Source organism: Helicobacter heilmannii (genome assembly GCF_001283065.1).
GTDB classification, from domain to species: Bacteria; Campylobacterota; Campylobacteria; order Campylobacterales; family Helicobacteraceae; genus Helicobacter; species Helicobacter heilmannii.
In genome coordinates this window covers 337652-351031 of record NZ_CDMK01000001.1, presented here as the reverse complement: position 1 = coordinate 351031, position 13380 = coordinate 337652, and the positions used below count along the sequence as shown (strand labels likewise).

At 46.9% G+C, this 13380-nt stretch carries 17 protein-coding genes and 1 tRNA gene; 13 read left to right on the top strand and 5 right to left on the bottom strand.

The features are described 5' to 3' along the window. Positions 1 to 66: 66 nt before the first annotated feature. From AOG36_RS01745 to AOG36_RS01730, 4 genes are all read left to right on the top strand, one after another. Positions 67 to 1167, top strand: a complete 1101-nt coding sequence (locus tag AOG36_RS01745) for a zinc-binding dehydrogenase (protein WP_015106062.1) — start codon at positions 67 to 69, stop codon at positions 1165 to 1167. Between the two features lie 9 nt (positions 1168 to 1176). After that, positions 1177 to 2280 (top strand): NAD(P)/FAD-dependent oxidoreductase, encoded by a 1104-nt coding sequence (locus tag AOG36_RS01740; RefSeq protein ID WP_053825399.1) that lies wholly within the window; start codon positions 1177 to 1179, stop codon positions 2278 to 2280. Positions 2281 to 2362: 82 nt separating this feature from the next. Then, a tRNA-Asn gene (locus AOG36_RS01735) sits at positions 2363 to 2437 on the top strand. 164 nt (positions 2438 to 2601) lie between these two features. After that, positions 2602 to 3207 carry an outer membrane protein gene (locus AOG36_RS01730; RefSeq protein WP_053825398.1) on the top strand — a complete coding sequence of 202 codons (606 nt, stop codon included), beginning with the start codon at positions 2602 to 2604 and terminating at the stop codon, positions 3205 to 3207. Between the two features lie 13 nt (positions 3208 to 3220). Here AOG36_RS01730 and hemE read toward each other — a convergent pair whose 3' ends face one another. The 3 genes from hemE to AOG36_RS01715 are packed head-to-tail and all read right to left on the bottom strand — an operon-like array spanning position 3221 to position 6199. Continuing rightward, on the bottom strand, positions 3221 to 4243 hold the full coding sequence (gene hemE / locus AOG36_RS01725) for a uroporphyrinogen decarboxylase (protein WP_053825397.1): 1023 nt from the start codon (positions 4241 to 4243) through the stop codon (positions 3221 to 3223). After that, a complete protein-coding gene (locus tag AOG36_RS01720) occupies positions 4230 to 4913 on the bottom strand; it encodes a 3-methyladenine DNA glycosylase (RefSeq protein WP_015106058.1) in 684 nt (227 codons plus the stop codon). The genes hemE and AOG36_RS01720 overlap by 14 nt, the downstream gene beginning before the upstream one ends. Continuing rightward, positions 4910 to 6199, bottom strand: coding sequence for a M99 family carboxypeptidase catalytic domain-containing protein (locus AOG36_RS01715; protein ID WP_015106057.1), 1290 nt, complete (start codon positions 6197 to 6199; stop codon positions 4910 to 4912). The genes AOG36_RS01720 and AOG36_RS01715 overlap by 4 nt, the downstream gene beginning before the upstream one ends. Before the next feature lie 101 nt (positions 6200 to 6300). Here AOG36_RS01715 and AOG36_RS01710 point away from each other — a divergent pair, with 101 nt between their 5' ends. The 9 genes from AOG36_RS01710 to AOG36_RS01675 all read left to right on the top strand — a co-directional run bounded on the left by AOG36_RS01710 (position 6301) and on the right by AOG36_RS01675 (position 10985). Further along, the gene (locus tag AOG36_RS01710) at positions 6301 to 6807 is read left to right on the top strand and encodes a flagellar FLiS export co-chaperone (protein WP_015106056.1); all 507 of its coding nucleotides are present in this window, start codon (positions 6301 to 6303) and stop codon (positions 6805 to 6807) included. 353 nt (positions 6808 to 7160) lie between these two features. Next, on the top strand, positions 7161 to 7409 hold the full coding sequence (locus tag AOG36_RS01705) for a hypothetical protein (protein WP_015106055.1): 249 nt from the start codon (positions 7161 to 7163) through the stop codon (positions 7407 to 7409). Between the two features lie 201 nt (positions 7410 to 7610). Further along, entirely contained in the window at positions 7611 to 7841 is a 231-nt protein-coding gene (locus tag AOG36_RS01700; RefSeq protein WP_015106053.1) for a hypothetical protein, read from the top strand. Positions 7842 to 8102: 261 nt separating this feature from the next. Next, positions 8103 to 8372 carry a hypothetical protein gene (locus tag AOG36_RS01695; protein ID WP_053825396.1) on the top strand — a complete coding sequence of 90 codons (270 nt, stop codon included), beginning with the start codon at positions 8103 to 8105 and terminating at the stop codon, positions 8370 to 8372. Positions 8373 to 8522: 150 nt separating this feature from the next. Further along, positions 8523 to 8810: a hypothetical protein gene (locus tag AOG36_RS08755; protein WP_015106050.1), complete on the top strand. Its 288-nt coding sequence runs from the start codon at positions 8523 to 8525 to the stop codon at positions 8808 to 8810. Between the two features lie 189 nt (positions 8811 to 8999). Then, positions 9000 to 9608, top strand: a complete 609-nt coding sequence (locus tag AOG36_RS08750) for a hypothetical protein (protein ID WP_015106049.1) — start codon at positions 9000 to 9002, stop codon at positions 9606 to 9608. Positions 9609 to 9726: 118 nt separating this feature from the next. Beyond that, positions 9727 to 9933: a hypothetical protein gene (locus AOG36_RS01685; protein WP_053825395.1), complete on the top strand. Its 207-nt coding sequence runs from the start codon at positions 9727 to 9729 to the stop codon at positions 9931 to 9933. A gap of 160 nt (positions 9934 to 10093) precedes the next feature. After that, complete coding sequence (locus AOG36_RS01680; RefSeq protein ID WP_053825394.1) at positions 10094 to 10456, top strand: hypothetical protein; 363 nt, start codon at positions 10094 to 10096, stop codon at positions 10454 to 10456. A gap of 229 nt (positions 10457 to 10685) precedes the next feature. Next, positions 10686 to 10985: a hypothetical protein gene (locus tag AOG36_RS01675; protein ID WP_015106044.1), complete on the top strand. Its 300-nt coding sequence runs from the start codon at positions 10686 to 10688 to the stop codon at positions 10983 to 10985. A 1016-nt stretch (positions 10986 to 12001) separates the two neighbouring features. Here AOG36_RS01675 and AOG36_RS01670 read toward each other — a convergent pair. After that, entirely contained in the window at positions 12002 to 12622 is a 621-nt protein-coding gene (locus AOG36_RS01670) for a glycosyltransferase family 4 protein (protein ID WP_202903436.1), read from the bottom strand. After that, positions 12517 to 13326 carry a hypothetical protein gene (locus AOG36_RS08475; RefSeq protein ID WP_156294626.1) on the bottom strand — a complete coding sequence of 270 codons (810 nt, stop codon included), beginning with the start codon at positions 13324 to 13326 and terminating at the stop codon, positions 12517 to 12519. The genes AOG36_RS01670 and AOG36_RS08475 overlap by 106 nt, the downstream gene beginning before the upstream one ends. Between the last annotated feature and the right edge of the window lie 54 nt (positions 13327 to 13380).

The following is a 13380-nucleotide window of genomic DNA, read 5'->3' as shown; positions in this document are numbered from 1 at the left end:
TGTGTCCACAGCCCTTTACCTTAAACTGCTATAATCTCTTGTTTGAAACCAATAATGGAGGTCTTTATGGTGAAGGGTTTTGCGATGTTAGGCATTGGTAAGGTGGGGATCATTGAGAAAGAATCTTTGGAGTGTGTGGTGCCCGTGCGTCAAAAGCTGGAGTTGGGGCCACACGATGCCTTTGTGCGCCCGCTGGCGGTTGCGCCCTGCACTTCGGATTTACATACCTGCTATGAGGGGGGCATTGGCGAGCGTGTTGACATGTTCTTAGGGCATGAGGGTGTGGGGGAGGTCTTGCAGGTGGGGCATTTGGTGCAGGATTTTAAAGAAGGAGACTTAGTCATTATCCCGGCAATCACGCCCGATTGGAGCTCTTTAGGGGCACAAAGGGGTTACGCCCAACACGACCACGGCGCGCTTTCTGGCTGGAAGTTTTCTAACTTTAAAGACGGGGTGTTTGCCGAGAAAATCCACATCAATGACGCGGACGGCAATTTGGGGCATTTGCCAGAGGGGGTGGAGATCACCGATGCAGTGATGCTTAGTGACATGATCACCACGGGCTTTCATTGCGCCGAGCAAGCTGAGATTAAACCGGGCGATCGGGTGGCGGTGGTGGGACTAGGTCCTGTGGGATTGATGGCACTAGCGGGGGCAAATCTCATGGGGGCGAGCGAGATTTACGCCGTGGATTGCGTGCCTTTTAGATACGAAGTGGCGCACAAGCACTATGGGGCGACTCATTTTGTGGACTTTAGCAAAGCCCCGATGGCAGAGCAAATCTTAGAGCTCACTAAGGGTGTGGGGGCGGATAAAATTTTGATCGCTGGGGGGGGCACGGGCATTTTAAGCGAGGCGTGCGCTTGTTTGATTAATGGCGGGGTGGTGTCTAATGTTAATTATTTTGGCAGTGGGGAGGTCTTGCCTATCGCACGCGTGGCGTGGAATGTGGGCATGGGGCATAAGACGATTAAAGGCGGCTTAACCCCCGGGGGGCGTTATCGCATGGAAAAGCTTGCCAGATTGCTCCAAACCCAAAAACTGAGCGTCAAACCCATCATCACACACCATTTAGAGGGCAAGTTTGAGGAGATCGCCCAAGCTCTCGCGTGGATGAAAGACAAGCCCGCCAACTTCATTAAACCCGTTGTCAAGATCAAATGGTAGGGGTGTCGGGTGCAAGAGATTTTAATTTTGGGGGCTGGGTATGCGAGTTTAGCGTTTATCAAGGCCTTGCCTAAGGAGGTTTTGCAAGCCCACTCTTTCACGCTCGTGTCTAAGACCTACCAGCACAGCGTGCAGGTCTTGTTGCACGATGTTGTGGCGGGCATGCCCGGTTGCCATGTCCTGAACCTCACGGAGATCTTGCCAAAAGAGGTGCGCCTTGTGCAAGATGAGGTGCTAGAGATCAAAGAGGGGGTGGTGGTGGGGCGCAAACAAGAATACGCCTACACCAAATTGGTGATAGGGCTGGGCTTTGCGCCTGAGAGCTTTGGCGTGCCGGGAGTCAAAGAGCACACGCATAGCCTCAACAACTACCAACAATGCCATGCCCTGCACCAACAACTGCAAAGTGCTCTGTCAAGCAAGAAGCCCTTGGAGATTGTGGTGTGCGGGGCTGGCTTTAGCGGGGTGGAGCTGGTTGGGGCCTTGGCGGATGCCTTTAAAGGCAGGGTCAATCTCACCTGCCTAGAGGCGATGCCTAAGATTTTACCCATGTTCTCGCCTAAACTCGCCAACAAGGCACAAGAATATTTGCAACAGCTGGGGGTGCGCCTAAAAGTGGGGGCAAAAATCCTAAAGTGTTTAGAAAAAGGGGTCATTGTGGAGGCGGGGGGGCAACAAGAGCAAGTAGAGGCGGATTTCATCTTTTGGACTTGTGGGGTGAGGGGCAGTGCAGTGATAGAAAACTCGCCCTTGTTTCAAAGTGTGCGTAGCCGTGTGGAGGTGAATAGCTTTTTAGAGCCTGTGGGGTTAGAAAAGCGGGGGGTGTTTGTGCTGGGCGATTGTGCGCTTTTTAAGGATACACACAACCGCCCCACTCCGCCCACAGCGCAACTGGCAACACAAATGGGGACATATTTGGGAAGGCATTTTAAGAGCATGGTTGCAAATAAACTCCCCACAACTCCCTTTATTTACAAGTCAAAGGGGACCATTTGCTCTTTGGGCACTCGTTATGCCATCGGACAGATTGGGTGCTTTTGCATCACGGGCAGGCCGGCATTGTGGCTCAAAAGTGCCATTGAGTGCAGACATAAAAGGGCTTTAAAAAATTAAAAATATTTTTGGGCTGACCTATTGACAAGTCCTAAAAAAAATGCTAGAATAAGGTTTTTATTATTTAAGTTATTTAAATTGTTCCAGATTAGCTCAGCGGTAGAGTAGGCGGCTGTTAACCGCTTGGTCGTAGGTTCGAATCCTACATCTGGAGCCATCCGCTTTTCCGTCCAAGCTTTTCTAAAGTCCTCCGTAGCATTTAAAAAAAACTTGTTTACTCAATATTTACCGTTTTTACCGATTCTAGCCCCGCTTGTTTTTGGAGCAAAAGTGGAACACTCTTAGCTTGTGTGTCCGCATTAACTTTTATAAGGAGTTCTTATGGTTTCTGGTTTCAAACGCACGATGAAGGGATTAGCTCTCTCTAGCTTGATGGCTACTAGTGCGGTGTCTGTCGCCCAAGCAGATGAAAAAAATGGCTTTTTCATGGGTCTTGGTTACCAACAAGGCAAGTATACAGTGAGCAACGACATTTATAAAGATGGGCTAACCACCGGTTCACCTCTTTATGGTTTGGGTATCCAACTTGGGGGCGTGGGCTTTGCCAATAAATGGTTTGGGGGTCAGGTCTATGGTTTTTTTGATTGGAACAACAGCGCACAATACGGCACTAGCAACAGGGATAAAGATAACCTTTACACCTACGGCGGTGCTGCAGATATGATTGTGAACTTGATCGCCACCAGCCCCTTCTCTTTTGGTCTTGTGGGCGGTATCCAACTTGCGGGCAACACTTGGCAATTTGGCAACATGGGCTCGCACACTGGCTTTCAATTCCTCTTTAATGCGGGCGGACGCGTGAGAATCGGCACACACTCAGCGATCCAAGCGGGCATCAAATTCCCCATGATCCCTCAAAAACTTGGACCACATATCGCCATCATGCGCCACTACTCATGGTATATTAACTATGTGTTTACTTTCTAGGGTCTAGCGCGCTCTAGCGTTGGCTCATCTCGCGCACCAAGCGCACGAGCTGGGTGGCGTGAGCGCGGGGCAAGTCGGGCAACATCCCATGCCCCAAATTAAAAATAAAGCCCACTTTTTTACCCATCACCTTGAAAATGCGCTTCACGCCCTCACACATCGCTCCTTGACTATAGAGCCTTGCGGGTTCTAAGTTGCCCTGCAGAACATAGCGATCGCCTAGCACCTCTTTAGCTAAGGATAAAGGCACGCCCCAACCACACCCAAAGACCTCAAAATCTCCCCTTAAATACCCCAAATACGCCCCCACGCCCTTAGGAAAAACAATCAAGGGGATTTTAGGGTGCTTGGCTTTAAGGGCTTTGGTGATTTTTTCTATATAGCTCCATCCAAATTCCAAATACGCCTCCAACTCCAACGCCCCCGCCCACGAGTCAAAGAGCATGAGCGCATTAGCCCCCGCTTGTGCTTGCATATCCAAATAAGCAATGATTTCAACACTCAATGCTTCTAGCAAGGCGTGCGCTACTGCGGACTGACTATAAAGGATTTTTTTAGAGAGGCTGTAGGTCTTGCTCCCCTGCCCCTCTAACATATAGGTCGCTAAAGTCCAAGGCGCGCCGCTAAAACCAATCAGTGCTTTAGATTTGTCAAGCCGTGAGCGCACACTAGCGACAATCTCATAAACAAAGCCCAAATCCTTATAAGCCTGTGCTTTTAGGGCTTTAACATCCTCTAGGCTTTGGATGGTTTGGGTGAATTTGGGGCCAAAGCTAGGGATAAACTCTAGGGGCAAGCCCATTTTATGGGGCAAGAGCAAAATATCGCTAAAGAGTATGGCGGCATCCACATCTAAAATCTCAATGGGTTGCAGGGTAACCTCTGTGGCTAATTTGACATCGGCGCATAAATCTAAGAAGTTTTTGGCTTTTTTGCGCACCTCTTGGTATTCGCTTAAATACCGCCCCGCTTGGCGCATCATCCAAATGGGGGTGTAGGGGGTTTCTTTTCTAAAACATGCATCAATAAAGATCATCGCAATCCTTTAAGTAGGGTTTAAGCGCAATTTTTGCTTGCATGCAAGCCACAATCTTGCCATGCAATCTTGCGTAAATGCTCGCTAGCTCTAGTTTGTTCTCATAAAGTGCTAAAACTTGGGGCAGGTCCTGCTCTAGCCCTTTTGTAAAAAACTCTTGCAAGGCGTGGTAGTCCTCCATCTCTAGCCCTAGAGTGGCTAAGAGTTTATGCGTGTAGGCATCCACGACAAAGACGGGGCGCAAGCAGGCATAATTTAAAATACTATCAGCACTCTCAAAACCCACGCCCTTTTGGGCTAACAGCCACTCCCGGCTCACCTCGGCTTTAAAGGTTTCAAAGCTGTTGAAGTCCTTTAGGATATTTTGGCTAAGGGTGTTTAAGTACCCTGCCTTTTGGTTGTAAAACCCGCTAGGAGCAATGAGTGGAGCAAGCGTGGTGGGGGGGGTGTGGGCTAGATTTTCTAGACTCTTAGTGGGGTCTTGCTCTAAAAGTCCTGCGCTTTTAAGCTGTTCTAAACTCTTTTGGACATGGCTAAATTTGGTGCGTTGGGTGAGGATTGCGCCTAGCACAATCTCAACACTCCCGGCATTTGGCCACCATAAAGGCGGGGCGTTGTCTATGAGTTTTAAGGCTTTTAATGTTTTAAGGATACAAAAGGCAAGGGTCATAAAAAGCGCGCTAACATCATGCCGCTGAAGGCATTGCCCTTATAAAACTCAATGCGGAAAATGTGCCCCTCTGTGTCTATAGAATAGCGTTTGTCTAGGTCTTTATGGGTGATTTTAAAGCCGGCTTCATCTTTTGCCCCCCTATGTGTGTAACCGATCACATTCACCCGATAGCCCTCTTGTGGCATGATTTTAAAGGATTTACGCACCTCTACCATTTTAGCCGGTGCACTCTCTTGTAACTTGCCATCAATTTCTAGCTTGACACTCTTTAAGCTATCATCAAAGGGCAAATACAGGGGGTGTAGGCGGGTCATCAATTTATTGCCGTATTTGAGCCACACTTGCTTATGGCGGGGGAGCAAGCCTAAAATATAGCTTTTAGAGCTTAGAGGGATTTGCTCTAAGGGGGTGTTTTTGGGCAGGGGGAAGAAGTTTAAATGCCCTCTTAGGCCATATAGTGGCAATAGGGTGTTGTTGTTGAGCACCACGCTTAGACTTGGGTCATTGATGAGTTTATAAAGGCTCTCGGGGCTCAAATCAAAATCCTTGCTGTAGTTGATGCCCAGCTCTTTTAATAAGCCCTCAATGGCAAGCAAGTGGTAATACACCCGTGTAGGCAGGGGCAGCTCTTTGCTCGCCTCGTTGGCAAAGGCGGGCTTTTTATGCTTGATGGCAAAGTAAGTCAGTGCCTTCTCCATTTCTATATTGCCCTGTGCGGTGTGGGTGTTGCGGATATAGTAGCGGTGGATGGGTTTTAGCAAGGATTTATTGATATTGGCAATGATGGCTTGCGATACTTTTTTTAAATGCCCAAATGGCACGGCGGGCAGTTCGTCTTGATCGATAATGGACGAGTTGCCCCAACGTCTTGGGTTAAGCAGGGGGCTGATGTAGCGGGGGCGGTAAAAGCCACTGCCATCGTGCAGGTGCAAAATCACATCCACTTTTTTGGCAGTGATGGTTTTTTTAATAGACTGGATTAAGGGGTATTCTGGGTCTTTGCGGCTCAAGTAGGCAAACTTGCGGTTTAAATCCCCATACACCCCTCGATGGTTGCGCAGCATGGAGTAGCGGTTAAGCACGGGCACCACCCACACATTCCCAGACAAAATCTTGTAGTGCATTAAAAAAATGTCCGTGGCGTTAAACCCCCCCGGCTCATCGCCTTGGATGCCCCCCATTAAAAGCAGGGTGGGGGCGGATTTGGAGCTTTCTTTCTTAACGATTTGGATAGAAGCGGCATTTAAAGACACATATAAGAGCAACAGTAAAATCAATCTCATCGACAATCCTATTTAAAATGACCCGCATTATACCTAAAAACCCCCCAAGTGTTAAGGAATAAAAAATGCTTGTAGGATGTATCTTGCTACAAAGGATGGACATGTTAAAACAAGACATTTTACAGACTCTGCAAAAACACTTAGGGGAGATAGACACGCAGTCTTTAGACATGCTAGACACCCAGCACAAGGCGTATAAAATTGAGAAGTTTAACCACGAAATCAAGGGGATCAATGAGGGCATAGGGGCGTTGCAAACCCTGCAAATCGCTTGCCAAAAAATCCTAAAGTTAGAGACATTGAGCGTTGAAAGCGTGCAAGAAGTGGTGCAAAAGGCGCAATTCATGGGCAAAGCCCTTTTTAACAGCATCCTTAGCATCAATCTAGGCGAAAGCGTGCTTGAGCTAAGTGCCCCAAGCCCCCTAGATTTGCTAGAAGAGGGAGCAGATTTAAAAGCAGCCTTGCAAGAGAGCACTGAGCAAATCAAGCAAGCCCTAGGCACAATCCAAGAGAGTGTGAGCCAAAAACAAGTCTTCAAAAAACCCCCCACCTTAAACACCCCAAGCTTCAGCAAAGATGCGTTGCTGGATTTGATGAAGAGCTCTTAAGGGGGAAAATGGGAGGGGGCAAGTACCAAAACCTGCAAGTTTCTTTTGGCTTCGACTTTAACGGTAGTAGAGTGTATGGAGGCTTGACTTTATGGCGGTCTTGTTTCTTATACTTGATAAACGCATCTCTAGGAAGTTTGTATGGGCATTGTAGGCACACGCAAAATTGTGTTTGAAAATTTTAGGAATTTAGGAGTCTATGGCTCCAAAGCAGCAGAGACAAGGCACAAACTGGGGATACCACTATAACCCTTAAACACCACCACAACTGCCTACCCACCCTTGAAAATGGGATGCAGGCCTTCTCTAGTAATTCAGGTAATTTAGGCTCCAGTTTAGGGGAGTAGACTCTAATGCGATGGCTTGGGGGGGGAGTGGGTTTACAAGGGCTTAGCATTGGTTTGGGGCTAGCTAATTTAGATGTGGGCATTTGGGCGACTGACAAACAGCTCCAACAAGCCGACAAACAAATGAAACTCGCCCAAAGGCAATTTGAAGAAGTGTGCCACTACAATGCTCGCGAGAATGAGTGCTTAAGCGCAAATAAGACTATTGGTGAAAGTGTACAGCTTTACAACCTTAACCCTATGGAGAGGGCTTAAGATGGGCTCTAAACGATGGGTGCACTTTGACAAGCCCATGGTTGTTGAGCTGCATAATAAATTTGATGCCATCAAAGCGCATTGGGAACTTTAACCCGAATACAATGGCACTCATTTGCAATTAGAGCTTGAGATTAATGCCCCGGGGATTTCTACACCTTCAACACAGATGAGAAGTTTAGCGTTTGTCCGGGTGAAGGCGTGCTTTACTACAAGGATTACCCCAAACAAGTTGACTTTAACGATCTAGATATCCGGCTTTTAGATCAGTATTTAACCACCTTCAAAATGCCTAAAGAAGCTTCTAAAAAGCAAGAAGAATTAATCTTTGAGTTCTTGTGCATCGCTGAGTTCAACAGCGTGCACAGCGTGCACTCTAGCCCCCCTTATTTCGAATTTGTAGAGGGGGAATTGGTGGGTTGGAGTTTTTAAATATTTAGCGTCAATTCTGTGTTAAAGGATATCCGCTCTAGACTCAAAGACCAAAATTACTAGAATTTGCGCTTTAGCGATGCTGAGATCATCGACACCATCAACACCATAGTGGCCCAACTCATCGTAGAGTTTAAACTAAACAAAGCCCAACAACCAGAGACATCACCCCTAATAAGTGCTTCTCATGAAGTGCCCTTATTTGCTCTCTGTGCTGGAGACTAAGTTTAACAATCCTGTTTAACCGCGTGGACCTAGATAATGCGACAGAGCTTAGCTTGTTGGTGCCAGGGCAATTTAATCAGCATAAGCCCAGCAAGCCAGGGGGTCTTAAGCGTGGTCTACTGCGCTTATGAACCTGTGCACTCTGTAGATGAGTTTTTGCCCCTGCCCTTCATTGCTAGTCAAGCTGTGGTTTATGGGGTTCTCTCTTTGCTCTTAGAAATCTCCACAGATGAGAGCAATTGTAGTAAAATCGGGGTCTTAAAGAATCTCTACCACGAAGCTAAACATCTTTTAGCCATGTATTAAACGGCCTTTACTCTCGGGTCCAAAATTGCCAAAGCAGAGTTGTTCGTGTGTAGCTTCACTTTAGATTTAAAGAGAGTTGGATACCCAAAAGCGAAAAAAGAGTTCCGACACTGTCCAGTGCCCCTCTTATAGCAAGCTTGGGGTTGGTCTATGAATTTCAACCGCTTTATCCGAAACTTCTTAGGCCTAAGAGAAGCTTTGCAAACCCAAAACTTCAGTAGCAAAGAGCTCAATGACCTTTGTATGCAAGGGGCAATTAAGTATGAAAAGTTATATTTGCAAGAATTGCAAATCAATTTAGAACAAGCCAAATTAAGCCTTGAAAATGCCCAACTTAAAGCCAAACTAGAGATCGATGCGATCAATGCTAAACACCAACTAGAAGCCACTGAAGCCCAAATGCTAAACACCCTAATCCGATGTGAGAGCACATGCTAAAAAGCCTCAAGGACAATGCCACTATCAACCGTGCTAATGCCTATGTCAGCTTTTTACAGGTGGTGGGCAATCAAGCAATGAATCCGCCATTGCTGCACATTCTGCCAATATCATTAGCACCATCAACCGCATTGATTTGAACCACGGCACTAGCCCCTTAGAAAACGAATTAGCCAAATAGGCCAAGAGTTGCAAAATTTAGTGCCCTTTAATGGCATGGCTTTAGAAGTACAAATTTATGCGCAAAGTTTGGAGACCTTGCCCGAGCACCCTATTAGGATTTGGGCTACAAGCACAATCGCTAATGTGCATAGTAGCTTTGAGTGCAATGGGCGCGTTTATGCCGGTAATTGCATGCTCTTTAAAGAGTCTAGTCCGGGTACTTACCGCGTAACTTTCCGCTCTCAAGGTCAAAATGGATCGGCTAGCCAAAGTCTAGACATCTTGGTTAGCCTTGAGAAAGTCTTTAATCTTAAGCAAGGAGTTTGCATGCTAAATGATGATGAACAACAAGTCCCAGCCCCACAAGAAGAAGCAGAGTCTACAGAAGAAGTAGCAGAAGCAGAAGATACACAAGAAATAGCAGAGTTTACAGCAGAGCAACAAGAGAACATCAATAAGGCTAAAGAAGCCCTGCACACAAGTAAAGAAGTGTTGAAGCGGGCTAAAGAAGTTGCCTTGCGGGCTAAATTGGTGCTGGATTTAAACCTAGAGAGGACTTACAAGAGCTGCCCCCAACCCCACAGCCAGCAGAGATTGAAGAGGCCGCCCCAAAAGTCGGGCCTAGCCCAGTGCTGAATTTAGATACTGGCTTGTTAGCGCAACTAGAAGAAGCGTTAAACAAGGATGACAACTGGAAAGAGCAAATCTATTTGAGTTTACAGGGCATTTCTAGGGTCTTTCTAGCTTTCAGGCCGTGAAGAATTATTATGATAATCTAAGCATCATGGACAGCTCAGTGCGCGCCCAGGCCACCTATATCAAAGCCCAAATCACAACCATTAAAAACCTAGTTGCCGACTATAACAACTACTTTAACGACTTTAATGCCGTGGTGATCCGCAACAATAACCAAATTGGGCAAAGCTTCCAATTGGCTTTAAAACAAATCGATTTGATCTAACAGCTCATCAGCAAGGCTAAACAGGAGGCCGATAGGGTCTTGGTGTTTAAAGGGCAAGTGCAAGTGTTGCTAGACAAACTAAAAGGCCTAGACCCGCTTAAAACCACTCTGCTTGAAACAATGAGCAAAGCCCTAAGCCATAATCCAAGAGCTCAGAGAGTTGGCCGCAGATAGTTTGGGCACGCTTAGAGAAAATTTGCAAACGGCTTTAAACAGCCTAAACACCAGAGAAAGGGATATTAGCACCGATTTAGCGCATTTGCAAGAGAAGATCACAGTTGAGATTGAAGCGATCCAAACCCACATTGAGCAGACCACCACAGCTCAACTGCTACAAGCTCAACAAAACATCGACAGCTTCACCAACGACATGGGCTTAAAGCTAAGCAGTATGGAGCACCAGTTGAAAGAGATGGTGAAAATCCGTGATCTCTTGCAGGCTCTAGCTAGAAGCACCATAGCCACCACAGATGCCAAGCTTTTAGACTTGAGCAAGCTTTACAAGCCACTAAGAGCAATTTAGAGCATAATTTACAAGCCTATAACCAAAACTACGAAGAGAAACTAGATGTTTACGACAACAACGCCACAGAAAAACTACAAGCCTACGATGCTAACGATGTGGCTAAGCTAGATAGCTATAACCAAAATGTCTAAGAAAAGCTAGAAGCTTACAATGCCAACAACACACTAAACTTGCCACCTATAACCAAAACCGCCAAGAGAAGCTGCAAGCCTATAATGAAGCAGCCATGGCCAAATTAGAACAAGTGGAAATCGAAGTAAGAAGCAGATATGGCGACATCCCCACCCAATTACAAAACGCTAGAGAAGACCTTAGGACATTTAAAGTCACATTGCTTGGTGAGCTGGTGGGCGAATCTAACCCAACTGGGCAAGAGATCGCCGCACTTAAAACCCAAATGGCGTGCATTGAGAAACGACAGAATGATTACGGATTTGACTTTCAAAACCGCACCTTCACAACTAGTAGAGTCTTTACCCCCCCTTTGCTGATGTGTATTACTTTGTGTTTGCGCAAGGCTGGGTAGGCCAAGATAGTGGCCCTAATCGGGGGGGTGTAACGAGTTTTGGGGGTTATTTAAGTGTGAATGGGGGAGATGGGGGTGTAGATGGCCCGGGGCGTATGGGTTTCACGCACTCGGGCTGGTATTTGATCAGAAGCACCAATAACATTCAAGTTACCGTAGGGGCTGGGGGCGTGTGTGTGATCTCTTGGTCCACTCCCCCCCCAAAGCCTAAAGAAGTTCAATGCGAGAAGATATAGGCACTGGGCGGGGGCTTTAGCTTTGATGATGCAAGCGGGCCAAGCCCATACAAATCGCACAACACCCTACAAAACACCTTCTTGAGTGCACAAAACAGCGTGAATAGTACTTTTAGCGGTATAAGTGCCCTAGGCCCAACAAGCCCTAGCTAAAGAGCACTTCAGAGAGCAAATGCAGGCACAGGCTAGAGAATCTGCCAAACAACAAGCCCAATTTGATGCAACTTTAGCAACCGCGCCCTAAACCTCCTAGCTTTAGCTAGGCGGATTAAGGCGCATGCTCTCAAATATCACTGATGTTGTGTATAATATCCTCATGTTAATCGCCTACAAGCAGNNTGAAGTGGCGTGCTTGATAACCGCCTAAAAGCTAGATGAAGGCTTGCTAGGTTGCTATAGAAAAATCAAAAATCTGAGAACAGACTTTTTCTACAAGCTTGCCCATGGTTTAGCTAGTACACCACTACTTTCATTGAAGATTTAAACCTGAAGGCTATGGCTAGACTTTGGGACGCAAGATCAATGATTTGGCTTTTGGTGAGTTTGTGGCTCTCTTGGAGAGAAAAACCCAAGTGGTTAAGATAGGCTTCATCAAAAGCAATGCTTTGTTCCCAGCTCTAAGACCTGTTCTAGCTTAGAAGCGCTTAAAAGGATTTGAGCCAAGATAGGGAGCGGGCGTATAGTGCCCGCCAAAATTGCCCTCATTTTCATCGCTCCACCATGAGCACTCATCAAAATTTGAACTTTAAGTGTGGAATGTGGAGCTTAAAACCCCTTGACCTACACCTGCAAGAGCTGCTCGATGATGCGCTCGTAGGTGTACTCTTGGATTCTTGTGTGCAGCTCTTTTGCGGTGGCATTGTAGTGGGTAGGATCGCTTAGAAGAGCATCGATTTTCTCTGCCATTTCTTGGGGGGTGCGCACGATTAATTGGGCGCATAGCTCCCGCACATTGCCCACATCGGTGCACAGGAAGGGCACACCATATTGCATGCTCTCTAAAATCACCATCGGGAAGCACTCTTCAAGACTGGCGTGCAAAAACAGCGTGGCGTTTTTAAACAGCTCCAACACACGGGCGCGCTCCACTTGGTAGAGAAAATGCACTTCTTTAGCCCCATAGGTGCGATCTAGCTGATCTTTGAGTTGCTTTAAATCGCTTAAAGTGGTCCCCTGCTCTAAAGAGCCGACAAAGACAAGGGGGATTGTTGTTTGGCTAAGGTAGTAGGCTTGAAGCACAAAGTCCTGCCCCTTTTCTTGGTAGTAATTGGAAACATTGAGCAAGTAAGGAGAGTTCAAAAGGGTGGGTTGTGGGTTGTGGGTTGTGGGTTGTGGGTTGTGGGTTGTGGGTTGTGGGTTGTGGGTTGTGGGTTGTGGGTTGTGGGTTGTGGGTTGTGGGATTTTAGCGCGCTTTCCAGGGTTTTTGGCGGGCAAATGTCCTTTTCAAACACCCCATTGGGCAACATTTCCACCCGCTTGCAATAGGGCAGTAGAAAGTCGTGGGCGTGGCTACGCTTATGCAAGAAAAACACACAATCGTAGATCTTGATCTGTTGCTTGAGTTTGGCTCTAAGCCACGGGATATAGGAATACATCTTGTAATGCTCGGGGCTGTAGCATAAACGCCTGATCCAATCTTTGAGGGCAAATTTGAGCGATTTAGGATAGCCTTGCATCAAGTCCCGCTCGCCATGCAATCTTAAAATTTTCTTTTTGGCGTGGCATTGGGAGAGCAGGTCAAAGACACAGTCGCTTGTCCAAGTCAAGATCGCCGAAGTGATGAGTAGATCACACGCAAAATTTTTCACGAAGTCTTGGTAGTCTTGCACTTCGCCCTCCCACGCCCCGTAAAATTTGCCCGGGACAATTGCAAATTCGAGGACAAAGAGATTTGGAGCGATTTCTAGGGCCATGCGCTCTAATGCCCCGCTTTTAACCTTGTGCTTTGCCCCGTTTCTATGGATGGGCTTGTCCCTATAAATGTTACTGGTGATGCAATAGACCTTATGCCCCGCCTTGGCTAGGGCGTAGGTGAGCCCGTAATCTGCGCTGGCAAGCCCCGTTTGCAAGGGGTGGTATTGCTCGGTGCTGTAAAGAATCAACATTTTCTGCCTTGTATTGCCTTTAAGCCGTATTGTAAAGTAAAATGGGGCAAAATG

Coding starts and splice junctions, on each gene's coding strand:
- AOG36_RS01695 (WP_053825396.1), top strand. CDS start 8,103: ATGCGACAGAGCTTAGCTTGTTGGTGCCAGGGCAATTTAATCAGCATA.
- AOG36_RS01715 (WP_015106057.1), bottom strand. CDS start 6,199: ATGAGATTGATTTTACTGTTGCTCTTATATGTGTCTTTAAATGCCGCT.
- AOG36_RS01675 (WP_015106044.1), top strand. CDS start 10,686: ATGGCCAAATTAGAACAAGTGGAAATCGAAGTAAGAAGCAGATATGGC.
- hemE (WP_053825397.1), bottom strand. CDS start 4,243: ATGATCTTTATTGATGCATGTTTTAGAAAAGAAACCCCCTACACCCCC.
- AOG36_RS01730 (WP_053825398.1), top strand. CDS start 2,602: ATGGTTTCTGGTTTCAAACGCACGATGAAGGGATTAGCTCTCTCTAGC.
- AOG36_RS01720 (WP_015106058.1), bottom strand. CDS start 4,913: ATGACCCTTGCCTTTTGTATCCTTAAAACATTAAAAGCCTTAAAACTC.
- AOG36_RS08475 (WP_156294626.1), bottom strand. CDS start 13,326: ATGTTGATTCTTTACAGCACCGAGCAATACCACCCCTTGCAAACGGGG.
- AOG36_RS08755 (WP_015106050.1), top strand. CDS start 8,523: ATGAATTTCAACCGCTTTATCCGAAACTTCTTAGGCCTAAGAGAAGCT.
- AOG36_RS01745 (WP_015106062.1), top strand. CDS start 67: ATGGTGAAGGGTTTTGCGATGTTAGGCATTGGTAAGGTGGGGATCATT.
- AOG36_RS01705 (WP_015106055.1), top strand. CDS start 7,161: ATGCGATGGCTTGGGGGGGGAGTGGGTTTACAAGGGCTTAGCATTGGT.
- AOG36_RS01710 (WP_015106056.1), top strand. CDS start 6,301: ATGTTAAAACAAGACATTTTACAGACTCTGCAAAAACACTTAGGGGAG.